A 24,987-nucleotide genomic window follows, 5' to 3' on the forward strand; every position below is an offset into this window, starting at 1 on the left:
CATCATACGAGCCACAGATATTCATATGGTCCGAGTAGAATGGCATTATTATAAGAGCGCACTGGGCGTCCGGTGAGAAGGTCCGTCATCTCTCCTGGCAGTCCGAACCAGTTGAAACGGTTTGCGTCAACCCACTGTTCATGTTCGGAAAAGTTTGCAAGCACCATCATTTTATTCTCACGATGGAAGCCAAACACAGCCTTGTTATCCAGATCCACCGGCTCTGATCTCAAGTCTGAGCGGAAACAGGGACTTGCCTTCCTGATCTCGATCATTTTTTTGATGCCTGTGAAAATCCTTCCCTGGACTGTACCGTGATCATAGCGTTTTGCCGCCGCATCCCAATCCATCTTTCCACGGTGGAGCCAGCGGGAATCACCTGCGATCTTACGGTCGTTTTTGTAGCTCCAGTCATTGAGCTGACCGATCTCATCACCGCTGTAAAGAAGCGGGATTCCTGTGTAGGAAATGATAACGGAATTCAAAAGCAGGATCCGTTTGATCGCCTGCTCGATCTTATAGCTGTGTTTTTCCTTCAGCGCCTGCTCAAGCCCACACATGGAAGCGAAAGTACCGCTGTTTCTGGCATCTAAGGTAACAAGATTGAATTCGTAAAGCTCTCCCACGGAAAAGCTTCCCGGATAACGTCCCTCCATAAAGGAGATCATAAACTGCTTATGCGCTTCCGGATCAAATCCCAGCTCATTTAAGATATCCTTTTCAAATCCCCAGCCGATGTCGTCATGACAGCGTCCGTAGTTGATCCACACTCCGTCTGAGGGAACACCGTAATCCTTTGACAGAGAACGCACCATCAGCCGTACATCCCTGGTTGCCAGAGAATTCCACAGAAGCACCATCAGAGAGGCATTGTACATAACATTGCACTCTTTTTCCTCAGGAGTTCCGAAATACTTTACAATCTCATGCGGCTCCACGATTGCCTCTCCTAAAAAGATCACGGAAGGGCATACCTCCTGGATGATGGAGTACATCATCCGAAGGAGGGTGTGGACTTTGGGGTGGTTCATACAGCTTGTGCCGATTTCCTTCCACATATAGGGAATAGCATCCAGTCTGAAAATGTCAATCCCCTTGTTGGCTAGTGTGAGAAGCACTTCAACAATTTTATTGAACACATGCGGGTTCGCATAATTCAAATCCCACTGGAATTCATAAAAACGAGTCATGACATATTTTTCCATGTCCGGATAATAAGTAAAGTTCCTGGGCGCTACACCGGGAAAAATTTCGGTCATAGTCTTTTCGTACTCATTAGGAACCGATGGATCATCGTACATAAAGTACATATCATCGTAATCATGGTTTCCGTTTTTGTACTCCTGAACCCACTTATGCTCTTTTGCCGTGTGATTTAATACAAAGTCAATGCAGGTGTGGATTCCGCGTTTCTTCAGATGCTTTACCACGTGCTCAAGCTCTTTCATGGTACCGAAACGGTCATCCACTTCCAGATAATCAGAAACTGCGTATCCGCCGTCATTGTTTCCTTCGCGTGATTTTAACAGAGGCATAAAATGTACATAGGTGACACCAAGCTCAGCCAAATAGTCAATTTTTTCCTCAAATCTCTTCAGATCCTCACTGAAGCGGTCCACATACAGCATCATTCCGACCATTTTTTCAGAGAGATACCAGTCGTTTCCAAGAGCATCCTGCTTTTTCAGGTCTGCGCTTCTCTCTTTTTTTGCCTTTGCAATAATATCCATAAGCTGTCCGTAACGGTAGCTGGTAATATCATTGTCTCCGTAAAGGTCATAATAGCTTTGCCGCAAATCCATATGTCGCCTCTCCTGAAATTATTTATTTTACTGCTCCGTTTACTACACCATTGATGATCTGTTTCTGGCAGATCAGGTAGAATAAAAGGATCGGGATCAATGCAAGCAGGTAAGATGCAAATGCCAGGTTGTAGTTGGTTCCGAACTGAGTCTGGAAGTTAAGCTGTGCCAAAGGCAGGGTGTTGATGCCTGTACCGGACAGGATAACCAGCGGAGTCATAACGTCGTTCCATACAGCCATTGCAGTCAGTACAGCTACGGTAGCGTGCATTGGTTTCATGATCGGGAAAATAATGGACCAGTAGGTTCTCCATGTGGTTGCTCCATCCACACGGGCAGCCTCCTCCAAAGCTCCCGGAATATTAACCAGATAACCTTTATAAAGCAAAAGGTTGATCGGCATATAAAATACAAGATACAGTACAATAACACCGAAGCGGTTTGCAATACCCATCTGTGCTGTCTGCTTAACAACAGGCATCATCAGAATTGCAAAAGGAACGAACATACCGCTTACAATGTAAAGATAAATGAAATTATAAACCTTGCTCTTGCCCATGCTTCTTCCAATGGCATACGCTGCAATTCCATGGATCAGGATCGCAAGAACTACTGTTACTACAGTCAGCAGTAAGCTGTTTCCAAGAGAACGCCAGAAGTCGGTTACTCTCATAGCCTCGCGGAAGTTGTCAAGGTTCCAGGATGACGGGAAAGCTAATGCTCCTGCCACATCGTTTGTCATTTCTGAGGGCTGTTTAAATGCAATGATCACAGCCATGTACAGCGGAAAGAAAATGGTGATACAGCCGATAATCAGCAGAATTGTAACCGGCCAATTTGTCCGCTCTGTCTGTTTATTGGTTTTTCCACTCATAACTGCTCCTCCTTCTTGTTGGTAATGGTCATCTGGATGACGGAAATCGTCACGATCATAACGAAGAATACAAATGCGTTTGCACTCTGGAATCCGAACTGACCGCCGCTCATACCGTTATTGTAGATCAGGTAGGAGATGGACTCTGTACTCTGGGAAGGACCACCCTTTGTCAAAGCTACGATCTGATCGAATACCATAAGGAAATTCTTCATACTGAGGACCATATTTGTGCCGAAGAAAGGAATGATCAGCGGGAAGGTCAGCTTCCAGAACTGCTTCCAGCCTGTAGCACCGTCAATGGAGCCAGCCTCATATACATCCTCCGGAACGGTCTGCAGACCGGAAATGTAAATGATGGTATTCATAGCGATTGCCTGCCAGCAGCCTACGATCACGATGGCAAACCATGCCTTTCCGGTACTGGAGAGCATACTGCTGCTGATTGCTTCGATACCAAGTGCCTGTCCGATTGCCGGAAGGATATAGGTAAAGAAGAAGCTGAAAATATAACCAATAACAAGTCCGCCAAGTACGTTGGGGATAAAGTAAATACCACGCAGGGTCGTTTTTCCTTTGATCTTACCGTTCAGTCCAAGCGCAAGGAGCAGACTGATGATGTTTGTAAGAATGGTACAAACTACTGCATACTTAAAGGTGAACAGATAGGATTTTCCTACTCGCGCATCCTGGAACAGATCCACGAAGTTACGAAGCCCTACAAATTCATAGGAGCCATAGCCTTTAAAGTTAGTAAAGCCGTAAATAAAGCCCTTGATCAGAGGCAATGTGTTAAAGCAGAAAAACAGTGCAACTACCGGAATGGTAATCAGCATAAATGTTCTTTTTCTGTCCTGTGTACCTTTGGATGGTTTCATGATTCTTCTCCCCCTTCCGCTGCTTCCGGATGCTCTTCATAATACTTCTGAACCTTGGTGATCAGGTCACGGTTGTATCGAGCCCATTCTGTGTCAAATCTCTCAAGGAAAGTATCAAGGGCATTTTCGCTCTCATCCATGAGGAATGTCTGGATCATAGCGTCTACAGCCATCTCACTTGGATAGTGATGATCCTGATAATCGGCCATTCTATCGTTCTCAATGTATTCCTTCATACCATCCAGCATGGAAGGAAGCTCAAAGTCTCCTTTCTTACACGGAACAGCACTCTGGTCATCCAGGTAAGTCTGGATATTTTCATCCTCATAGAGGAAATCAAGAACTTCGTAAACAGCCTCTTTGTTCTCGCAGTCTGCCATTACAGACCACTGAAGGTCATTACCGGAGTTTAATACGTTTTCGTCAGGATCATTGCTTCCCGGGAAAACAAAGGAGTCAACGTTGATGTCAGGATTTACAGATTTGATCTGCGGTACTGCATAACTTCCGATGACATACATTGCAGACTCTCCTCTTGCAAACGCCGTACAAGCATCGTTATAGCTGTAGGTGTACGGGTCCGGTTCTGCATACTGTAAAAGGGATTTTGTTACGATCGCTACATCCCGGTACGCCTCGGCAAAGGTTGCATTGCCGCTGTTTACCTGAGAGCAGATATCACTTGGAGCAAGGTCTACGCAAATTGCATTCCATGGTGCAAGACAGGTCCAGGTATCTTTGAAACCGAAGTACAACGGCTGGATACCTTCTGCTGCAATATCCTCGCACAGTGCGTAAAACTCATCCAATGTTGTAGGAATCTCCCATCCGTGCTCATCAAAAATATCTTTGTTGTACAATACACCGGCCGCATTTGCCATATAAGGAACTGCATAGACACCATCCATAGGGATAAACTCAAGTTCCTTATCAGTTCTTAAATAAGACTCTTTGATGTCCTTCAGACCTTCGTAGTCTGAAATGTCCATCAACATGTCAGAATCCAGGAAATTGGAATAGTTGATGTCACCGCCGATACCGATAATGTCCGGGTAATCCTCACGGATAAACCTTGTTTTCAAGATGGTCATGGCATCATTTGGAGAGTCGATCTTTAACTGGATATCATCGTGTGTGGAATTAAACTTTTCCTCCAGAGCTTCGAACGCTTTTACTGCCTCCGGTTTATACTGGACGATCTCCACGACTGTTTTACCGTTCTCCTCTCCGTTTCCTCCGCAGCCGGACAGGCTGATGGCAGCTACTGCACCAAGACCCGCGATCAGGGTGGTTGCGGCTATTTTTTTCCTAATTCTCATGTTACCTCCTCCTTCATTTTTGTGGCTCTTAAAACCACAGGATTAACGTTTGCCACTCTGCCAACCGGGTCTTTCATTTCTTTGTTTACGAAACTGCACATACCAGCAGAGTGGTATCCCCATCCGGTCCGCAATCTGTAATACGGATGTGCCCATGGTATGTGCCCCATAAAACTCACACTCCTTTCTCCTAATAAATAGTGTTAGGTTTTTTCTGTTAGTTATGCTAATTTGTTTTGTTAGGTTTTGCAATAAGTTGTACACAAAACCAATGTTTTCTCCGAATTTTCAGGTCGAAATTTATACAATATGCACAAAAAAGAAGGCTGTGGAGTACAAATACTCCAAACAGCCCTCTTTCTGCCATTCTTATAATTTCTATATCAGTTCAGCTTTACGCCTTCAAAATGTTTCGAACACTATCGCGTACGATCAGCTCAATCGGCAAATGCAGGGACCGAATCTGGACCGGTTCCCCGTAAATCCTTTTGAACAACATGTCCACCGCACCAACAGCCTTATCTTCCGGATGCTGGCGCACTGTTGTAAGAGAAGGTCTTGACAGCCTTGCATACACATTATCGTCAAATCCGGTAACAGAAATATCCCCCGGAACAGTAACACCCTGGGAAGAAAAAACACCCGCAGCCTCATTTGCAAAAAGATCAAAAACGAAAAATCCTGCGGTATATCCGAGATTCTTCAGGTTCCTCGCAAACTGTACCAGGATTTCTCTTCTTAGCTGCTTATCAAGAGGAAGACCGATAAAATCCTCTTCTCCCACCGCAAGCTTGAACCTGCTCATAGCTGCCATAAAGCCCCGGATCCTGTCACGGCTGCTTGTGGATTCTCTTCCTGCCGCATCATAAAAAAACGCGATTTTTCTATGCCCTTGTCCGATCATGTATGAGGTGAGATCGTAGGCGCCTTTAAAATCCTGCAGGCCCACATTGTCATAATCCCCATCACCTGAGTCCACAAAGACAATTGGTTTAGGCGTGCGTTTTGTCAGTTCATAACATTTTTCAGAAGGATATCCAAGTACAATAGCGCCTTCCACATTCCTTCCGGCAAGCTTCTTCAGAATCTGTTCATCCGTTCTGGGTGAGTCGCTGAGTACATAACGGTCATAGTTTGCAGCCCTCTTGATGGTGGCATCAAGAAGGCTGGAGCAGAAGGGGTCTGTTATGATTTCCTGCTTTCCCTGAAGAAAGAAATCCAAGGTGATAAGCTTAAGCTCTCCGCCTGTTTCTTCGTGATGGCTATCCTTCACGTAATGATTCTCCACAAGAGCCATCTCAACCTTTTTTCGTGTTTCCTCTGACATCTTACTTGTTCTTCCGTTAATGACATTTGAAACTGTAGTGGGACTTACGCCAAGCTGGTTGGCAATCTCTTTAATGGTTATCATTCTCTCTCCTTTTCTGCTTTTCACTATTGGTTTATTGGATGATTCCCCTTGGACAAACGTCCTTACATGCACCGCAGTTCGTACACTTTTCATAATCTATATGTGCGCAGAAATCTGTCACGGTGATGGCACCATTGGGACATGTTTTCTCGCATTTTTTACATCCGATACAACCTACCTCACAGGCGGAAGTAACGGCCTTGCCTTTTGCATGAGAGCTACAGCCAACTGTGATCTTCTGCTCATATGGTATCAGCTCGATCAAATGCTTCGGACATTTTTCCACGCATTTTCCGCAGGCTTTGCAGGTTTCTTTATCCACAACTGCAACGCCATTCACAATGTGAATGGAATCAAACGGACATGCCTTTACGCAGCTTCCGAATCCCAAACATCCGTAGGTACAGGCTTTTGCACCGCCGTTTGGTACAAAGGCCATCATTTCGCAGTCCTCCACGCCTGTATAGTCATAGTTTGAGGTTGTTTTTTCGCAGGTACCGGAACACTTTACGTAGGCAACCTGGCGTACCGTTTCCGCAACCTCCTGACCCATGATCCCCGCTATGATCCTGCCTACCGGCTCTCCGCCTACAGGACAGCGGTTTACCGGCGCTTCGCCTTTTGCAATGGCAGCAGCCAGGCCGTCACAGCCCGGATATCCGCAGCCGCCGCAGTTATTTCCCGGAAGAGCCTCGCGCACAGCCACTTCCTTTTCATCTACCTCCACTGCAAACTTCTTTCCTGCTACGCCCAGGAAAATACCGATAAAGAGGCCCACAGCCGCAACCAGTACAGTGGCAGCGATAATTGCTCCAACATTCATAATTTACGCCTCCTTAAATCAATCCTGAAAATCCGAAGAACGCAATGGCCATCAGTCCCGCTGTGAGAAGCACGGTAGGAAAGCCCTGGAATGCTTTCGGAATATCATTATATGCAATTTTTTCACGGATTCCTGCCATCAGCACGATGGAAATGGTAAATCCCGCTGCTGTCGCAAATCCGTTTACGGTTCCCTCAAGCACATTATAATCCTTCTGTACGTTGATCAGGGCAACACCCAGAACCGCACAGTTTGTTGTGATCAGAGGAAGGTATACACCAAGTGCCTGATAGAGAGAAGGTATGGCTTTCTTTAAAAACATCTCCACGAACTGTACCAGCGCTGCAATGATCAGGATGAAAACGATAGTCTGCAGATAAGTCAGGTCAAGAGGTACAAGGATCAGCTTGTAGATCAGCCCGGTCACAAAGGAGGACAGAGTAATTACGAAAATAACCGCACCGCCCATGCCTGCTGCTGTATTCGTAGTCTTAGATACGCCCAGGAAGGGACACAGTCCCAGGAACTGGCTTAAGACAACGTTATTTACAAGCGCAGAGCTTACAATGATCAATAACAATTCTTTCATCTTCCATTACCCCCTTTTTCCTTTGCACATGGTATTGCCGCAGGCTGCACAGCTTCCGCCGCAATCCGGATTGCTGGGGTCGATTCCTCTCTTTGCCGCACCAAGCTTAAATTTATTCTGGAGGGCAGATAAAGCTGCCAGAACGAAAAATGCTCCGGGCGCCAGAATAAAGATGGTGATCGGCTCATAACCAGCCTTTCCAGCCGCAGCATCAGCCAGAGGCAGGATCTGATGTCCGAAAAGCGCACCGGCTCCGATCAGCTCGCGGACAGCACCGATACAGGTAATACTGAGGGTAAAACCAAGCCCCATGCCAATACCGTCAAACAGTGAGGCAATGGGTTTATTCTTTGAGGCATACGCTTCTGCACGGCCCAGAATGATACAGTTTACTACGATCAGCGGGATGTAAATACCCAGGGAATCATACAGGCTTGGGATAAATCCCTGCAGCAGCATCTGGACAATGGTTACAAAGGATGCCACAACTACAATAAATGCAGGCATACGCACCCTGTCTGGAATGAAGTTCCTAAGCAGGGAAATCATAAGGTTTGACGCAGCCAGAATAACAGTGGTGGTCAGCCCCATCCCGATACCGTTGGTAGCTGAGGTGGTGATCGCCAGAGTCGGACACATTCCCAGCATCAGTACAAAGGTAGGATTTTCTTTGATGATGCCGTTTATCAAACGTTCAGAAGGTGTATTTTCTTTCATCTCTTAGTTTCCCCCTTTCTCATACCGGTATGCGCAAAGACCGGCATTGACGCCGTTTGTCATTGCATTTGTGGTAATGGTCGCACCGCTTAAGGCATCGATCTCATCATCCGCTGCAGCTCCTGTCTTTGTGTAGGTGAATTTTTCTACCTTTTTATCCTTGAACTGGTTTTTGAAATCATCTGTATTGGCACGCATTCCAAGTCCAGCCGTTTCACCGATGGACAGAATTGATATTCCGTTTAAGGTTCCGTCATCCAGTACGCCCATGGCAAACTGGATATCACCGCCATAGCCCTCAGAGGTAGTAACGGTAAACGCATAGCCCAGTTCATTGCCGGAGCTGTCCTTTGCAGCCATCACCTCGTCAATATTCTGAGCGCCGTATCCGTTTTCATCCAGATAAGCCTCAAGGTCGCTGTCCTCTCCGCTCATGATCAGTTCAAAGGAATCCGCATCTGCAAAAACTGCTTTGTAGGCTTCTTCCTTCGCCTTTGCTTCCTGTTTCGCAATAGGTCCTGCTGTGATATCATTGACAATTCCAAGAAGCAGTCCCGACACCAGGGTAATCGCAGTAATCGCAATGGTATCTTTTATAATTCGGTTGCTCATGCTTTTTTGCCTCCTTTCCCGAAGGCCACCGGGCGGGTGAAACGCTCAATCTGCGGAACCAGAAGGTTACAGAAAATAATCGCGTAAGAAACACCCTCTGCTGATGCGCCGAAGAGACGGAAAATCGCAGTGACAACGCCCAGACAGACACCGTACACGTATTGTCCCTTTGGGGTAATGGGAGTCGTCACATAATCAGTAGCCATAAACCATGCGCCCAGCATCAGACCGCCGCCGAAAATATGGCTGAACAGATAATTCATATCAAAGCCTTTGCCGGTACAAAGCATGTAAACGATCACAAAGACAGCAAAGGTACCGATGTATGTAAGGGGGATCTTCAGGTCAATGACTTTAAAGTAAAGCAGGATCACTGCTCCGATCAAAATCGCGATTGCTGAAGTTTCTCCGATGGTTCCCTGAATATTTCCAAGGAACAGATTCTTTACCGGGACAGAGCCTTCCACAAAACCGTGATCTTTTAAGGCAGCAAGCGGTGTAGCGCCGGTTACGCCGTCCACAACGCCTCTGAATTTATCAGATACGGCAAAGTCGGTCATTTTTCCCGCAAAGGATATCATCAGAAAACAGCGGCCTGCAAGTGCAGGGTTCATAAAGTTCTGTCCAAGTCCGCCGAAAAGCTGTTTTACTACAATAATGGCAAACGCACTGCCAAGTATTGGCATCCATAACGGAATGGAATACGGCATGTTCAGTCCCAGTAAGAGACCTGTTACTACGGCACTGAAATCCGTGACCGTGTTAGGTTTGTGCATGAAATGGTCGTAAAGCCATTCGGCAGCAACACTGGATACTACGGAAATAGCTACCACCAAAAGGGCGCGAAGCCCGAAATTCCAGATTCCAAATGCAGTGGCAGGAAGCAGTGCGATCGCCACCAACTGCATGATCTTGCTTGTAGTCATCCCATCCCGCACATGAGGATTGGATGATACATGAAACATTTCGCCCATGAATAACTCCCCCTTCTACTTCTTTTTACGGCTTGCCAGAACCATCTTGCGCATGGATTTAATGCTCTGTGTCAGAGGACGCTTTGCAGGACAGATATAGCTGCAGCATCCGCATTCACAGCACTCCATGCCATCGAATTTCTGGAAGCTCTCCATGTCACCATGCTCTGCAAAGGTGGCAAGGCGGGCCGGAATTACATGTCCCGGACAGACACTTACGCATCGTCCGCAGTTAATGCAGGCAGTATGTACAGCCTCTGATACAGGATCCTTTTCCATACAGAGCAGGGAGGAGGATGTCTTTACGCAGGGTACATGAAGGTCATAAATAGCAAAGCCCATCATAGGACCTCCTGAGATCACCTTTGCAGCATGGTCCTTCAGTCCTCCGGCAGCATCTATCAGCTCTGCAATATCCGTACCGGTATAAACCTCAAAATGGGCTGGATTCTTAATTCCGTTTCCGGTAACTGTAAAAATCCTTTTCATGATCGGCTTTCCCTCGATCACAGCATTGTAAACAGATGCCACAGTCTCCACGTTATCTACCACACATCCCACATCCGCAGGAAGCATGGAAGAATTGATCTCCCGTCCGGTTGTAGCGTAGATCAGGGTACGCTCACCTCCCTGGGGATATTTTGTCATTAATTCCTTTACTTCGATTCTGGGTATATCTTTCACAAGCTCTTTCATTTTGGCAATACAGTCAGGCTTATTATCCTCCACACAAATATAACCCTTTGCATTGTCAAACAGGGTCAGGATGATCCGTAAGCCATCTACAATTTTTTCCGGCTCATCCATCATTCTTCTGTAGTCGCTTGTCAGATAAGGCTCACATTCTGCCCCGTTTACCAAAACATATTCAATCTGCTCCGGACTTTTTGGGGCAAGTTTTACATGTGTGGGAAAGCCTGCACCTCCAAGGCCCACTACGCCTCCGTCCTGAATCCTTTTGAGAATTTCCTGTTTGGAAAGGTCTTCAAGACGTGCAGAGGTAAATTCCACCTCTTCATACAGATTATCATTTTCAATGACGATGGAGTTCACCATAGAGCCAGTCGCCACAAGCCTTGGTTCAATTGCCTTTACAGTTCCGGAAACGGACGAATGGACAGGTGCGGATACAAAACCGCCTGCCTCCGCGATCATCTGTCCTGCCAAAACCCGGTCACCCTTTGCGACCAAAGGCTTTGCGGGAGCTCCGATATGCTGCGAAAGCGGATAAACCAACTCTCCCTTCGGCAGATATTTTTCTACCGGGCAATTCTTGGACAACTCCTTTCCATCATAAGGGTGAACCCCACCCTTAAAGGTTAAAAGTCCCATATTTTTCCCTCCTTTATGTTAAGCATATTACATGCTTATCATTCTTCTTCCTTTTTCATTTTGGGTTTGCGTTTATTGCGGATACGGTAACCTCTGTTCAGGTTTGGATAAGATTTTACAAAACGCTTCACATTATGCCCCATCTTTCCAGCCATAGCCTCTTTATATTTCTGCAATTCACCGGAAAGCTCTGTCATCATAGCAGAACGCTTCTCTTCCAGTTCTCTCAGCAGTTCGAAGTCATCCAAATGCTCTCTGAGCTTATCCTTTGTCATACCGCTGGCATCTTCCAGGGAAGCCATTTTATTTCTGACCTTCAGCAAAAGCTCTCCCTGCATCTCGTCAAGCGCCTGCTCCCAGGCAGGGATACGTTCGTGCAGACGGAATGCTGCTGCTGCCGAGAAACAAAAGTCCACCACATAGACTGCTGAAATTACGCAGACCGCTATTTTTCCTGCTTTTACCGAATAAAGGGCAACAATATCTTCTACCATTGGATGGAGTACCCGGAAAAGCCCTACCGTAAAAACGCCCCATCCAAGAGATGCGCCGAGACAGATCCGTCCCTGAAAATTAAATTTCTTATCGCTGTAGTCCCACCAGGATGTATGAAAAATACTTTCCATCAGAACGGCAGTTACATATTCCAGAGCCGTCGCTACGGCAATTCCTCCAAAAAACAAAAACAGCAGGTTTCCGCTTACCGGCTTCAAAATGAGGTAGACCGAAAGGGCGCCGAAGCCGTAGATAGTGCAAAAAGGCCCGTTTATAAATCCGCGGTTTACAAGCTCTCCCTTTTTCGCAGAAACGTAGCAGGTTTCCCAAAGCCATCCTAAAAAGCTGTATATAAAAAACCAGTTAGCAATGTGATAAAAATCAATGCCATTTACAGTTGCATTCCAAATCATATCTTTACCCTCTTAAATTCAAGTCTCTTCTATAGTTTTATACTATATGTTACTACTATACCTTATTTTATGATAAAATTCACTACCAAAATAAAAAAAAGTTGTGTATAATTAGGTACAATTACAGAAAGGAAATTCTTAACATGATTGTTAAAAAAACGCCTATTTTACAAGGCTTTCCGCAGTTTCAGACTGTTAAAAATTTATCTGAAAGGAACGGTTGTTCCGATGGTTTTTCACCAGTTTTTTATGATATTGAAACAACCGGATTATCACGAAATTCCACTTTTTGTTATCTGATCGGCGCCGCTGCTTTCGAAGCCAATACATGGCAGCTCTATCAGTGGCTTGCGGAAGATGAAAGTGAAGAACCGGAAATCCTGTCACATTTCATAGAGTTTATGAAACCGTTCACTTGTACCATTCAGTATAATGGCAATCATTTCGACCAGCCTTACCTGGAATCGCACTTCCAGCTTCATGATCTGGAAAACCCGTTTGAGGAAAAGGTTACGCTGGATCTGTACCAGGAGCTGAAGCCATTGAAAGGGCTTTTAAAACTCCCCGGCATGAAACAGCCTCAGTTGGAAGCTTTTCTGGGAAACTCCTCCAGAGAATACTGTGACGGCGGAGCATGTATACGGCTCTACAGAGACTTTTCCTCCCGCAGGGATGAAGAAACCTGCCGCATTATCCTTGGACACAACCAGGAGGATCTCCTGGGGCTTGGTAAAGTATTCGAAATGCTCGGATATCTTTGTCTTACTGAAGGAAACTACAGTGTATCAGACGCCCGGTTCGATGGAGAACGGCTGCTTCTGAAGCTGGATCTTCCCTTTTCCCTGCCGAGGGAATTCTCAAATGGAAACCGTGTCTTTTATATTACAGGCCGTGACCGCAAAGCCCGTTTATCTGTCTGCGCTGTGAACGGACAGATTCGGCAGTATTATGAAAATTATAAAGATTATTACTACCTGCCGGGCGAGGATACGGCAATTCCCAGGACACTGGGCACCTATTTGGATAAAAGCCTGCGCAAACCCGCCAAAAGAGAAACCTGCTATACCTGGTTTGACTGCACAGGAGACTTTCTCGTGAACAGAGAAAAGCAAATGCAGTATCTGTCCCACTCTCTGGGGTTTCTTCTGGGAACACTAAAGTAATGATAAAGCTGTGTCAAAATGGAGATTGCCTATAATGTGGAAAAGAGGGTATCGTCAAAGACGGTACCCTCTTAAAATTTACTGAATCAGATTACTCTTCTACTGGCTCTTCCTCAACCGGAGCCGGAGCCTCCAGAGCTTTCATGCTCAGGCTGATCTTCTTATCTTCGCCGTTGAAATCAACAACCTTTGCTTCGATTTCCTGACCGATAGCAAGAACATCAGATGGTTTTGCAACATGCTCTCTGGAAATCTGGGAAACATGCAGAAGCGCATCTACGCCTGGTGCCAGTTCTACGAATGCACCGAAATCGGTCATGCGTGCAACCTTACCGGAAACTACATTGCCTACAGCAAATTTCTCAGCAGCAGTCAGCCATGGATTCTCTTCCGGGAATTTCAGGGAGAGAGCGATCTTATCACCGTTGATGTCTTTGATCAGGACTTTAACCTGCTCACCTACAGTGAATACCTTCTTCGGGTTCTCTACTCTGCCCCAGGACATCTCAGAGATATGAAGAAGTCCGTCTGCTCCGCCAAGGTCAATAAATGCACCGAAATCGGTTACGTTCTTTACAACACCCTCTACAGCGTCACCAACATTGATTCGCTCCATAAGCTCTTTCTGCTTCTGAGCCTTCTCAGCAACAAGAAGCTGCTTGCGGTTACCAATGATGCGGCGTCTTCTCGGGTTGAACTCTGTGATAACGAATTCGATCTCCTGATTTGCATATTTGGATAAATCCTTCTCGTAGGTATCGGATACAAGGCTTGCGGGAATGAATACTCTTGCCTCTTCAACATTGACGCATAAGCCGCCTTCCAGTACCTGTGTTACAGGAGCCTTTAATACCTCCTGGTTTTCAAATGCTTCCTCAAGGCGTTTGTTGCCTTTTTCAGCAGCCAGTCTCTTATAGGTTAAGATAACCTGACCTTCGCCGTCGTTTACCTTCAAAACCTTTGCTTCCATGGTATCGCCAGGATGTACAACATCTGCGAGTACAATGTTTGCATCATTAGAGTATTCACTCTTACTGATAATACCGTCTGCTTTATAGCCGATATTCAGGATGATCTCATCTTCTTTTACGTCGATGACAGTACCCTGTACGATTTCTCCATTTCTGATAGTTTTTACGGAATCTTCCAGCATCTGTTCAAAACTTAATTCTGACATGTTCTTGAACCTCCTCAATAATTTTCTTTGGGGTGGAAGCCCCTGCTGTAATACCTACATAACTACTGCATTGGAACATTTCAGAATCCAAGTCTACAGGTGTTTGTATATAGTAAGTATTTTCACATTCCTTTTTACATATTTCAAACAGCTTTTGAGTATTGGAACTATGCCGGCCGCCAACAACCAACATAGTGTCTACCTCTCCGGCTATGCTTTTTGCTTCTTTCTGCCGTTCTTCGGTAGCATTACAAATAGTGTTTAAAACATTAAAAATATTTAAAACATTATTATCATACCTCTTTTTGCCGAGAATTTCAACTAAATCTTTAAATTTGTTGTAATTAAATGTCGTCTGTGATACAACGCAGACTTGCTTTTCGGCGGGAGGATTGAATTGTTCTGCTTCCGCGGATGTCTTGATTACTGTGCAGTCCCCGCGGCACCATCCGCGGATACCCACAACCTCCGGGTGTTCTCTGTCACCAATGATGACGATGTGCGCACCTTTCGCGCTCTCCCGCTCCACGATCCTGTGAATCTTCAGCACAAAGGGGCAGGTTACATCCACATAGGAAAGCTTTAATCCGTCAAGCTTATCGTACACAGCTTTTCCTACTCCATGGGAACGGATCACGACCGTGCTTCCCGGCGGAAGCTTCTCCAGGCTGTCCTCGTCCGTTACATGAACGCCCCTGTTCTCCAGATCCTTTACCACCTCTTCATTGTGAATGATCGGTCCTAGAGTGTATATGGGATCCTCACTGCTATCGATAAGCTCGTAAACCTTATCTACAGCTCTCTGCACACCGAAGCAAAATCCTGCTGTTTTAGCCACTTTTACTTTCATCCGCTATGCCACCTTTTCCCGGTATATTCTCAGCATTTCCTCCACAACCTCATCAATGGTCATGTCGGAGGAATCCAGAAGGACAGCATCCGCAGCCTGACAAAGAGGAGAAACCTCACGGTGCATATCCCTGTAATCCCGCTCTATGATATCTTTCTTGATTTCCTCAATATCACAGGCAACTCCTTTTTCAGAAAGCTCCAGGTAACGCCGTTTTGCCCTGGTATCCGCACTTGCTGTCAGGAAAATCTTGACCTGGGCATCAGGCAGGATGGTTGTTCCGATATCCCGCCCGTCCATCACCACATCATTTTCAGCGGCAAGACTTCTCTGGAGATTCAGAAGATGCTCCCTTACTTTCGGATTCGCCGAGCTTACGGATGCCATATTTCCCACTTCCTCAGTTCTGAGATATGGATTTACATTTTCTCCGTTCAGCATGACGATCTGCTCCCCGTCTTTGTATTCAATGGATACGGATGCACCTGTACAGGCTTTCGAGATTCCTTCTGTATCCTGACCGTTTACGTTCATTTTCAGAAGGTAGAGAGCCACTGCGCGGTACATGGCGCCTGTATCCACATAAATGAATGAAAGCTCCTTTGCCACCCTTTTTGCAATGGTACTTTTGCCTGCTCCGGCAGGTCCGTCAATGGCAATATTGCAACCCATTTTGTTGTTTCCTCCTTGTAGGTAATTTGCTGTTACTGAATGGCCTGTGCTGCCAGATATGCGGTGGACCAGGCGATCTGAAGATTAAATCCGCCTGTCACTCCATCCAGGTCAAGGACTTCACCGATAAAATACAGGTTCTTTATCCTTCTGGACTCCATAGTTCCCGGTTCTATTTCCTTTACAGAAACGCCGCCTCTGGTGATAATGGCCTCTTTAAACTCTCCCATCCCTGTAATTGTAAACGGAAAAGCCTTTATAATTTCTTCAAAATGAAGCCTTTCTTCTCTGGAAATATCATGGATCTTCTTTTCAGCCGGAATACCGCCAAGCTCCAGCATAACAGGAGTCAGAGATGCCGGGAACAGAACACTGATGACATTTTTAAACTGTTTGTTCTGACCTGCTTCAAACTCCCTCAGGACACGCGCGTCAAGCTGTTCCGGAGAAAGCGCCGGCTTCAGATCAAGGCTCGCCTTCAGCTCGCCCTTTTCCATTTTTCTGCCGATATGGGCACTGGCAGACAGGATCATTGGACCTGTCACACCGAAATGCGTAAACATCATTTCCCCAAAATCCTGATACAGCACTTTTTTTCCGGATTTGATCGTAAGCCCTGTGTTTTTCAGGGAAAGGCCCTGCAGTCTGGGAATATAGTCCTCTTTTGTCTTTAATGGTACAAGGGAGGGGGCAATCTCCGTCACCTTATGACCTGTTTCTTTGGCAAAGCGATAACCGTCGCCGGTAGATCCGGTAGCCTGGTAGGAATAGCCTCCTGTCGCCACGATCACCGAATCCCCATCCATTTCCCTGCCATCGATAAGCTTCACTCCGGAAGCTTTGCCGTCTCTGCACACAAGATCTTTTACCGCCGTATGGAGATGGATCACTGCCCCGGCTTTTTTCAACTCCCGCTCAAGAGCCTTTATGATATCTGAGGAATGATCTGACTGAGGAAATACACGGTTTCCACGCTCCGTTTTCAGGGGTACGCCTGCATCCTCAAAAAATGTCATCACATCCTGCGGCCCATAGGTATAAAATGCGCTGTACAAAAACTTGGGATTGCTCATCACCGCTGGAAACAGCTCCTCTGGGGCACAATTATTTGTAACATTGCAACGGCCCTTTCCTGTAATATACAGTTTCTTGCCAGACTTTTCGTTTTTTTCCAGAATATGCACCTCATGACCGGCACGGGCTGCATGGACACCTGCCATCATGCCTGCGGCTCCGCCGCCTATGATCAAGACCTTGCTCATGAAATAACCTTCCTTATTCTCCTGAATTTTCGGCGATCCTGCCAGTCAGCCAGGCAGGCTGTCTGTAAGAGCGCAACAGGGAGCCTGCCTGTGCAAGCTCCCTGAAATGTCTTCTTATACCGGATATGCTCCGTTCTTAGTGTCAGCGGCTGTCTCATCAACCTTTGTTTTCTGTGCCTGACGGTATTTAAAGAAGTCCGTAGCAACCTGCGGGAACAATGCGTAGGATAATACGTCCTCATCCTGTTCTTTATACTGTGCCATTTCGCTTTCCAGTTTATCCAGCTCATTTTCAATAAGATCAGCAGGACGGCAGGTGATCGGCGTGGTATCACCGATACATTTTTTCTGTACTTCCGGATCAAATGGCTTTACAGTTGCGCCGTATTTGCCGCTTAAGATATCTTTTGTTTCTTTGGTAGCGATCTTGTATCTCTCACCCATTACAACGTTAAATACAGCCTGTGTACCAACGATCTGGGAAGACGGAGTAACAAGCGGCGGCTCGCCAAGGTCTTTACGTACGCGCGGAACCTCTTCCAGAACATCGTAGAATTTATCTTCTGCATGCTGCTCCTTTAACTGGGAGGTAAGGTTGGATAACATACCGCCCGGTACCTGATACAGAAGTGTTTTAATATTTACGCCCATGTTCTTCGGGTTCAGAAGGCCGCTCTCAAGAGCCTCGTCACGCAGCGGACGGAAATAATCAGCGATCTCTGCCAGAAGATTCTGGTCAAATCCTGTATCATACGGAGTTCCCTTGAATGTCTCTACCATAACCTCAGTTGCAGGCTGGGAGGTACCCAGTGCAAATGGTGACATTGCAGTATCAATAATATCAACGCCTGCTTCTACAGCCTTTAAGTAAGTCATGGAAGCAACACCTGAGGTGTAATGGGTATGAAGGTCGATCGGGATCTTTACAGCCTCTTTCAGAGCTGTTACAAGCTCAGTTGCCTTGTACGGAACAAGAAGACCTGCCATATCCTTGATACAGATGGAATCAGCTCCCATCTCCTCGATACGCTTTGCAATACCTGTCCAGTATTCCAGAGTGTAGGCATCACCTAATGTATAGGAAAGAGCTACCTGGGCATGAGCTTTTTCTTTGTTTGCTGCGGAAACGGCTGTCTGCAGGTTACGCATGTCGTTAAGGCAGTCAAAAATTCGGATGATATCAATTCCGTTGGCAACGGATTTCTGTACGAAATACTCTACCACGTCATCTGCATAAGGACGGTATCCCAGGATATTCTGTCCACGGAATAACATCTGTAATTTTGTGTTTTTGAAGCCGTCACGTAATTTACGAAGTCTTTCCCATGGGTCTTCCTTGAGGAAACGCAGGGAAGCATCGAAGGTTGCACCGCCCCAGCACTCTACGGCATGGTAGCCAACCTTATCCAGTTTATCTACGATTGGAAGCATCTGCTCTGTGCTCATACGGGTCGCGATCAGGGACTGATGAGCGTCACGCAGAATAGTCTCCACAATTTTAACAGGTTTTTTTTCAATTTCTGCCATAATTGTTCTCCTTATATTTTTTCAAAAAATCTTGGAAGGAAGTTCGATTCCTAGATTCCATAAATCGCCATAAAAGTACCGGCTGCTACTGCTGTTCCGATAACACCTGCCACGTTGGGTCCCATTGCGTGCATCAGAAGGAAGTTAGTCGGGTCAGCCTCAGCTCCCACCTTCTGGGATACACGGGCTGCCATAGGTACAGCGGATACACCGGCAGAACCGATCAACGGATTGATCTTGCCGCCTGAAAGCTTGCACATCAGCTTACCAAGCATAACACCGCCGAAGGTACCAAAGGCAAATGCCACCAGACCTAATACAACGATCTTCAGTGTCGCTACGTTTAAGAATGCCTCTGCGCTTGTGGATGCACCAACGGAGGTTCCCAGAAGGATAACAACGATGTACATCAAAGCATTGGAAGCAGTTTCGGTGAGCTGTTTAACGACACCTGACTCTCTGAACAGGTTACCAAGCATTAACATACCTACCAGCGGAGCTGTTGTAGGAAGGATCATGCAGACTACAATGGTGATCACGATCGGGAATAAGATCTTCTCCAGCTTGGAAACCGGACGAAGCTGTTCCATTTTGATCTTACGCTCTTCTTCCGTCGTAAACGCCTTCATAATAGGCGGCTGAATGATCGGAACAAGGGACATATAGGAGTATGCGGCTACCGCGATCGGTCCCATCAGGGATGTCTGTCCCAACTTACCTGCAAGGAAAATGGAGGTCGGGCCGTCAGCACCACCGATGATGGAGATTGCTGCTGCTGCTTTTCCATTGAATCCAAGGAAAATTGCCAGGAAGTATGCAACATAGATACCAAGCTGTGCTGCTGCGCCCATCAGGAAGCTCTTCGGGTTTGCGATCAGAGGACCGAAATCCGTCATTGCTCCAACGCCCATGAAGATAAGTGAGGGCAAAATACTCCACTCATCCAGGATATAGAAATAATGAAGAAGTCCGCCTACGCCATTAGACATATCCTCCGGGTTTGCCATGATATCCGGATAAATATTAACAAGGAGCATACCGAATGCGATCGGAACCAAAAGAAGCGGTTCAAATCCCTTTGCGATTGCCAGATATAAAAATACACAAGCAACCAGGATCATCAGATAATTGCCCCATGTCAGATTAAAGAATGCTGTCTGGTGAAGCAGGTTGGACAATGTTTCTGTTACATAAGACATTTGATTACCTCCCGACTTAGTTCATGGTTGCCAGGGTATCTCCATTTTCTACAGAGGCACCTTCTGCAACATCAATGCTTGCAACGGTTCCGTCCTGCGGAGCTACTACCGGAATTTCCATTTTCATGGATTCCAGAATGACAATACTGTCACCAGCCTTAACTGCCTGTCCTACAGAAGCAGCGATCTTTAATACTTTTCCAGGTACGGATGCGTTTACCTTTACTGCGCCAGCGCCAGCGGCCGGAGCTGCTGCTGCCTTAGGAGCTGCTTTCGGAGCAGCCTTTGGTGCTGCTTTTGGAGCTGCTGCTACCGGAGCGGAAACACTGCCGGTCTCTTCTACAGTTACTTCATATGCTGTTCCATTAACGGTAATTGTATAACTTTTCATTTTAAAATCCTCCTATGCTTTACCTTTTCTTACGATTTACTTTGCGGATGGAACGGACAACAAATCCGTCTGTGGTGGTTCCCTCGGAAGCTGCGATCGCTGCTGCGATAACCGCGATCAGCTCGGTATCATCGACCTCTTCCTCAACTACTGCAGGTACCGGTACCGGAGCAGGTGCCGGAGCGGCTGCCTCTTTCTTTTTCTTATTGTCCGGATTCGGGATGAATCTGAACAGATAGATCACAAAGCTGAGGAAAACCAGCATGATAAATACTGTTCCAAGTCCCATTAAAGTATTCATTCCAGCCCTTCTTAAAGTCTCTGCCATGGAATACTGTACATCCACGGTAATGGAAGTTGGCGCTCCTGTAGCCACATCGTAGGTGTATACGAAATTGGCGTCAGCTTTTTCAAATGCCATAGGAACTGTTACGGTATAGATATCATCATCAAGGGTGACCTCAGTCTCGCCGACATCGTCCTGGTCTTCCTTTTTGGCACCAAGCTCGTCTCTATTGGTAGTCCATGAAGTCATGGCCTGAGCAGTGAAGTCATCGCCAGACTGTGAATAAGCTTCGATGTCTTCATCGGAAAGGCCGATGATGGTATCCGTAAGTCCCTCGGATGTGGCAATCATCGTCTGCTTTAAGGTATCATCGATCTCTTCTGCCCAAACAGCACCTGCACCGGAAATGGTGATGGCTGCTGCGCAGAAAAATGCGGTGCAGACGGAGGATACTTTCTTAAAAATATGCTTCATATGCTTCACCTCGCTTAGACCGTTCCGTGTTTCTTAGACGGACGTTCTTCCCTTTTTGTGAACAGCATTTCAAATGCACCAATCACATATTTTCTTGTATCAGCCGGGCTGATAATGGTGTCAACATAGCCTCTTGCTGCTGCGGAAGCCACGCTGGACTGAAGCGCTCTGTATTCTGCCGCCTTTTCTCCAAGAACCTTGGCATCTGATCCGGCATACATGATCTTTGCTGCAAGGGATGCATCCATCATTCCGATCTCAGCATTTTCCCATGCGTAAACCATGTCAGCGCCGATTGCTTTGCTGTTCATGGCAATATAAGCATTTCCGTAAGCCTTTCCGATGATCACGTTTACCTTCGGAACGGTTGCGTCTGCAAAAGCATGTACCATTTCGCCAACGGATTTTGCCATCATCTTTTCATTGCAAAGGGTTGCTTTGAAGCCATTTACGTTTGTAAGTGTCAAAACAGGAATCTCAAATGCATCACAGAATTTTACGAAATCTGCTGCTTTTCTCGCTCCTCTTGCAGAAAGGCTGCCGTCAAACTCCTCTGTCTTATTTCCATCTGCGTCATATACCTCGCTTCTGTTGGCTACAGCACCTACAGTAGCTCCGTTCAGACGGATAAAGCCAGTTACCATATCCTTGCCGTAATCAGCCTTTACCTCAAAGAACTGTCCGTTGTCTGCGATCTGGGAAAGTGCGATGGAAGTATCGGCTACACAATTTTCCAGAGTCTCACATACACGGTTCAGATCGTCGTCACATTCTACAAAGGAATCGGTATCTTCGCAATTGGATGGCAGATAAGTTACCAGTTCGCGGATTTTTCCGATCACTTCCTCTTCGGTTCCCATTCCATCGATCAGTCCTGTTTCCTCGCTCTGGAATTTCGCTGCGGATGTATCGCATTTGGAAACGCTGTTTCCTTCCAGTGCATTTGGGGTGTTGACGAACATTTTACCTTTCTTTTCTTCAATAAAGGTAAAATCGGTAAGAGCCGGGATGACTGCCATACCGCCGCCGCAGGTTCCGAAAATTCCGGTAATCTGCGGAATCATTCCGGATGCCAGGGTCTGTTTCATGTAGATCTCGCCGAAAGCTTCCAGTGCATCGGTAGCCTCCTGGAGACGAATGCCAGCACAATCAACCAGTCCGATCACCGGTGCGCCGGTCTTCATAGCCAGGTCATAAAGTCTGGAAATCTTTTTTGCGTGCATTTCGCCAACGGTACCGTTTAATACGGAAGCATCCTGGCTGTATACATATACCAGATTTCCATCAATAACGCCATAGCCGGTGATCACACCGTCAGAAGGCGCCTTTTTCTCAGTCATGTTGAAATCTGTATTTCTGGCTGTTACACTTTGTCCGATTTCAACAAAACTGTTCGCGTCAAGCAAAGAATCAATTCTTGTGCCTGCTAAGCTTTGTGTTGCGTTACTCATTCTTTCTTGCCCTCCATTTTATAAAAATTTAAAAGTATAACCAAATTTTCTGCCGATTATAATTGTACATTTTTTCGCACCTTTTTTCAATAGTTTTCCCTATTTTTTGTTAAAAATTTGGCTAACACAAAAAACCGCCGGATTGCCGTTTGATATTCAGGCAATCTGACGGATTCTGTTAATGAAAAAAATCATGGAATACTTTATTGACACACCACTGATAGCTGATCTTCTCAACGGACTGTCCGGTGAGAACAGGATAAGATGCTATTCTTTCAGACCCCAGATAATAGGTGATCGTCCCAATAGACTGTCCCTTTTTCACTGGCGCTTTCAAAGTCTTTGGAACAGAAACGCGGCACTCGATCTGCTCATCGTTTTTCAGAAGGATTTTTTTCTGTTTTTCTTCTTCCGTAGCCTGGCAGGTACAGTCCAGATATACGGCCTCGCCCAGCCGTCCCTCTCCTGCCACCCCATCTGTCACCTGCACTTTTGAAAGATGCGGTTCTTTCCAATAGGTCTGATACTGAAAATTTTCATCTCCGTATTTTAAAAGGGCCTTTGTATCGCTCCATTTATATGTCTTATTGTTCGGCCACCCACAGCCCAAAAGAGCCACGATGAATGTTTTATCCTCAACCTTTACGGCGCATACATAGCAGTACCCCGCATTTCCTGTAAAACCGGTTTTGCCGGAAAGCACCCCGTCCATCATATCCAACAATGAATTTGCATTATGGATAGAAAACTGACGCTTTTTGCTTAAATCCGTAAAAGAATAATCCCTTGTCTCCGTGATCCTGAGAAAGGTTTCGTTTTTGATAGCATACCGCATGATCAGAGCCAGATCTCTTGCCGTAGTGTGGTGTACTCCGCCCGAATCCGCAGCATCCAGTCCGTTTGGCGTCACAAAATGGGTGTTCGTACAACCGATCGCCTTTGCCTTTTCATTCATCATCTCAGCAAAGTGTTCCACTGTTCCGCCGATATGCTCCGCAATGGCGACAGCCGAATCATTATGGCTTTTTAGCATAAGAGAATACAGAAGATCCTCCATGTAGTACTGCTCACCTTCTTTGATGTTAAGCTGAACATCGGGCTGTGCAGCCGCATTGGCGGAAACGGTCACATAATCATCCCCGGAGGCATTTTCCAGGGCCAGGATGCAGGTCAGTACTTTGGTAGTGCTTGCATTGGGTCTGGCTGCCTCCCCGCTTTTTTCATAAAGAACCCTGCCTGAATCTGCGTCCATCAGCACAGCAGACATGGAATAAAGATTTCCCGGTCCGGTGTCCGCAGACTCCATATCCACAGCCGCAGGGATCATCTGTACCACATGCCCCAGATTCTCTCCTGCTGCACGGACAGAAATATCATGTGTGAAAAAAGTTAATGCCGAAAAAAGGCTGATCACTGCCATATGCCTGATATTCATATTTCACCTCAAGTCCGTTTATAGAAATATGATATGCGGACTTGTCCCGGCATATGTCATCCGTTATAGGTTAAATTCCATCTTTCAGACAAAGGCTTTTCTTCTTTCAAAAGCCCATACAGCTCCATAAGCTCAGCGGGAGCCTTTTCCGCCTCTGCCTCAAATAGTTCATTCAGTTTTTCCACAGGCTCTCTTGACCCCTCAATGGGCTGAGGTGTCATAAAATATTCGGTAAGGCTTATCTGTGCATTCCTACCTGCCAGAGCTGTGATTTTTTTAATACGCTCTCTCCGTAAGCCGCCGTCATCGCATACCATGAGATTCGTCAGGAATTTCATCATTTTCAGGGACAGATAAATGTTTCCGGTCCTGATAAGCGGCAGCGCCTCATGAATGACCTGCGCATACTCTTTCTTTACCCGGATGCAGTCAGAAGGATGGTAGGAATACGGATTTTTCCCTGTTTTTTCCATAAGATAACGATCAAATTCCTTTTCCAGAAGGGTATGGGAAATAATCCCTTTTTCGTCCATTTCATCTACATATGGATGGCAGGCGGAATCCAGAAGGTAATGGCAGCCAAAGCCGAGAAGGTATGCCAGAAGCGGTCTGCTTTTATGCTCCCTTACCTGTGCCATTCCCTGCTCAAAAAATGCCCTTGCCTTTTCCTTGTGCATCTGGATGCCGAAGCAGCTCACAGGATTTTTGCAGACCATAAAATAAAACAGGATATCCGGTCCATGAAGCCCGATCCGGTACAGATCGCCGTTCTCGCGGATCACCCTTTTCACATCCTTCGGCAGTTTTCCATAGATTTTTTTTCCAAACAGATCATGTGTATACGTGGTTGGCATTTCTTTT

25 protein-coding genes are annotated in these 24,987 nt (G+C 46.2%); 1 reads left to right on the plus strand and 24 read right to left on the minus strand.

Annotation, left to right across the window (positions count from 1 at the left end; translation table 11 throughout):
• Positions 1-2: 2 nt before the first annotated feature.
• The 13 genes from ACESZH_RS13045 to ACESZH_RS13105 form a co-directional block, all read right to left on the minus strand.
• Positions 3-1,802, minus strand: coding sequence for an alpha-amylase family protein (locus ACESZH_RS13045; RefSeq protein ID WP_373216823.1), 1,800 nt, complete (start codon positions 1,800-1,802; stop codon positions 3-5).
• A gap of 22 nt (positions 1,803-1,824) precedes the next feature.
• Positions 1,825-2,676, minus strand: a complete 852-nt coding sequence (locus ACESZH_RS13050) for a carbohydrate ABC transporter permease (protein ID WP_373216821.1) — start codon at positions 2,674-2,676, stop codon at positions 1,825-1,827.
• The gene (locus tag ACESZH_RS13055) at positions 2,673-3,554 is read right to left on the minus strand and encodes a carbohydrate ABC transporter permease (protein ID WP_373216819.1); all 882 of its coding nucleotides are present in this window, start codon (positions 3,552-3,554) and stop codon (positions 2,673-2,675) included. Before ACESZH_RS13055 ends, ACESZH_RS13050 begins: the two co-directional genes overlap by 4 nt.
• Positions 3,551-4,873 carry an ABC transporter substrate-binding protein gene (locus tag ACESZH_RS13060; protein WP_373216817.1) on the minus strand — a complete coding sequence of 441 codons (1,323 nt, stop codon included), beginning with the start codon at positions 4,871-4,873 and terminating at the stop codon, positions 3,551-3,553. The genes ACESZH_RS13055 and ACESZH_RS13060 overlap by 4 nt, the downstream gene beginning before the upstream one ends.
• Entirely contained in the window at positions 4,870-5,043 is a 174-nt protein-coding gene (locus tag ACESZH_RS13065; protein WP_373216815.1) for a hypothetical protein, read from the minus strand. The genes ACESZH_RS13060 and ACESZH_RS13065 overlap by 4 nt, the downstream gene beginning before the upstream one ends.
• A gap of 224 nt (positions 5,044-5,267) precedes the next feature.
• On the minus strand, positions 5,268-6,377 hold the full coding sequence (locus ACESZH_RS13070; RefSeq protein ID WP_373216813.1) for a LacI family DNA-binding transcriptional regulator: 1,110 nt from the start codon (positions 6,375-6,377) through the stop codon (positions 5,268-5,270).
• Positions 6,316-7,107 (minus strand): RnfABCDGE type electron transport complex subunit B, encoded by a 792-nt coding sequence (locus ACESZH_RS13075; protein ID WP_373216812.1) that lies wholly within the window; start codon positions 7,105-7,107, stop codon positions 6,316-6,318. The genes ACESZH_RS13070 and ACESZH_RS13075 overlap by 62 nt, the downstream gene beginning before the upstream one ends.
• Positions 7,108-7,120: 13 nt before the next feature.
• Positions 7,121-7,696: an electron transport complex subunit RsxA gene (gene rsxA / locus ACESZH_RS13080; protein ID WP_373216810.1), complete on the minus strand. Its 576-nt coding sequence runs from the start codon at positions 7,694-7,696 to the stop codon at positions 7,121-7,123.
• A gap of 6 nt (positions 7,697-7,702) precedes the next feature.
• Positions 7,703-8,413, minus strand: coding sequence for an electron transport complex subunit RsxE (rsxE, locus tag ACESZH_RS13085; protein ID WP_373216808.1), 711 nt, complete (start codon positions 8,411-8,413; stop codon positions 7,703-7,705).
• A 3-nt stretch (positions 8,414-8,416) separates the two neighbouring features.
• Positions 8,417-9,025 (minus strand): RnfABCDGE type electron transport complex subunit G, encoded by a 609-nt coding sequence (locus ACESZH_RS13090; protein ID WP_373216806.1) that lies wholly within the window; start codon positions 9,023-9,025, stop codon positions 8,417-8,419.
• The gene (locus ACESZH_RS13095; protein WP_373216805.1) at positions 9,022-9,999 is read right to left on the minus strand and encodes an RnfABCDGE type electron transport complex subunit D; all 978 of its coding nucleotides are present in this window, start codon (positions 9,997-9,999) and stop codon (positions 9,022-9,024) included. The genes ACESZH_RS13090 and ACESZH_RS13095 overlap by 4 nt, the downstream gene beginning before the upstream one ends.
• A 15-nt stretch (positions 10,000-10,014) precedes the next feature.
• On the minus strand, positions 10,015-11,331 hold the full coding sequence (gene rsxC, locus ACESZH_RS13100) for an electron transport complex subunit RsxC (protein WP_373216804.1): 1,317 nt from the start codon (positions 11,329-11,331) through the stop codon (positions 10,015-10,017).
• Positions 11,332-11,369: 38 nt separating this feature from the next.
• Positions 11,370-12,239: a putative ABC transporter permease gene (locus ACESZH_RS13105; protein ID WP_373216803.1), complete on the minus strand. Its 870-nt coding sequence runs from the start codon at positions 12,237-12,239 to the stop codon at positions 11,370-11,372.
• Positions 12,240-12,382: 143 nt separating this feature from the next.
• Between ACESZH_RS13105 and ACESZH_RS13110 the strand changes: the two genes are divergently transcribed.
• Complete coding sequence (locus tag ACESZH_RS13110; RefSeq protein ID WP_373216802.1) at positions 12,383-13,402, plus strand: ribonuclease H-like domain-containing protein; 1,020 nt, start codon at positions 12,383-12,385, stop codon at positions 13,400-13,402.
• Between the two features lie 91 nt (positions 13,403-13,493).
• Here the strand turns inward: ACESZH_RS13110 and rpsA are convergent, their stop codons facing one another.
• The 11 genes from rpsA to ACESZH_RS13165 form a co-directional block, all read right to left on the minus strand.
• Positions 13,494-14,579, minus strand: a complete 1,086-nt coding sequence (rpsA, locus tag ACESZH_RS13115; RefSeq protein ID WP_373216801.1) for a 30S ribosomal protein S1 — start codon at positions 14,577-14,579, stop codon at positions 13,494-13,496.
• A complete protein-coding gene (gene ispH / locus ACESZH_RS13120) occupies positions 14,560-15,429 on the minus strand; it encodes a 4-hydroxy-3-methylbut-2-enyl diphosphate reductase (RefSeq protein ID WP_373216799.1) in 870 nt (289 codons plus the stop codon). Before ispH ends, rpsA begins: the two co-directional genes overlap by 20 nt.
• Positions 15,430-15,432: 3 nt before the next feature.
• Complete coding sequence (cmk, locus tag ACESZH_RS13125) at positions 15,433-16,101, minus strand: (d)CMP kinase (protein WP_373216797.1); 669 nt, start codon at positions 16,099-16,101, stop codon at positions 15,433-15,435.
• A 32-nt stretch (positions 16,102-16,133) separates the two neighbouring features.
• A complete protein-coding gene (locus ACESZH_RS13130) occupies positions 16,134-17,363 on the minus strand; it encodes an NAD(P)/FAD-dependent oxidoreductase (protein ID WP_373216796.1) in 1,230 nt (409 codons plus the stop codon).
• A gap of 114 nt (positions 17,364-17,477) precedes the next feature.
• Positions 17,478-18,890 carry an oxaloacetate decarboxylase subunit alpha gene (locus tag ACESZH_RS13135; RefSeq protein WP_373216794.1) on the minus strand — a complete coding sequence of 471 codons (1,413 nt, stop codon included), beginning with the start codon at positions 18,888-18,890 and terminating at the stop codon, positions 17,478-17,480.
• Positions 18,891-18,940: 50 nt separating this feature from the next.
• Positions 18,941-20,089 carry a sodium ion-translocating decarboxylase subunit beta gene (locus ACESZH_RS13140; protein ID WP_373216793.1) on the minus strand — a complete coding sequence of 383 codons (1,149 nt, stop codon included), beginning with the start codon at positions 20,087-20,089 and terminating at the stop codon, positions 18,941-18,943.
• A 16-nt stretch (positions 20,090-20,105) separates the two neighbouring features.
• A complete protein-coding gene (locus tag ACESZH_RS13145) occupies positions 20,106-20,480 on the minus strand; it encodes a biotin/lipoyl-binding carrier protein (protein WP_373216791.1) in 375 nt (124 codons plus the stop codon).
• Positions 20,481-20,499: 19 nt separating this feature from the next.
• The gene (locus ACESZH_RS13150; protein WP_373216790.1) at positions 20,500-21,240 is read right to left on the minus strand and encodes an OadG family protein; all 741 of its coding nucleotides are present in this window, start codon (positions 21,238-21,240) and stop codon (positions 20,500-20,502) included.
• Positions 21,241-21,254: 14 nt separating this feature from the next.
• The gene (locus ACESZH_RS13155) at positions 21,255-22,691 is read right to left on the minus strand and encodes an acyl-CoA carboxylase subunit beta (RefSeq protein ID WP_373216789.1); all 1,437 of its coding nucleotides are present in this window, start codon (positions 22,689-22,691) and stop codon (positions 21,255-21,257) included.
• Positions 22,692-22,869: 178 nt separating this feature from the next.
• Positions 22,870-24,126: a D-alanyl-D-alanine carboxypeptidase family protein gene (locus ACESZH_RS13160; RefSeq protein WP_373216787.1), complete on the minus strand. Its 1,257-nt coding sequence runs from the start codon at positions 24,124-24,126 to the stop codon at positions 22,870-22,872.
• A 56-nt stretch (positions 24,127-24,182) separates the two neighbouring features.
• The gene (locus tag ACESZH_RS13165; RefSeq protein ID WP_373216786.1) at positions 24,183-24,980 is read right to left on the minus strand and encodes a zinc dependent phospholipase C family protein; all 798 of its coding nucleotides are present in this window, start codon (positions 24,978-24,980) and stop codon (positions 24,183-24,185) included.
• Between the last annotated feature and the right edge of the window lie 7 nt (positions 24,981-24,987).

Source organism: Ruminococcus sp. 5_1_39BFAA, from assembly GCF_964240875.1.
Taxonomy (GTDB): Bacteria; Bacillota; Clostridia; order Lachnospirales; family Lachnospiraceae; genus Blautia_A.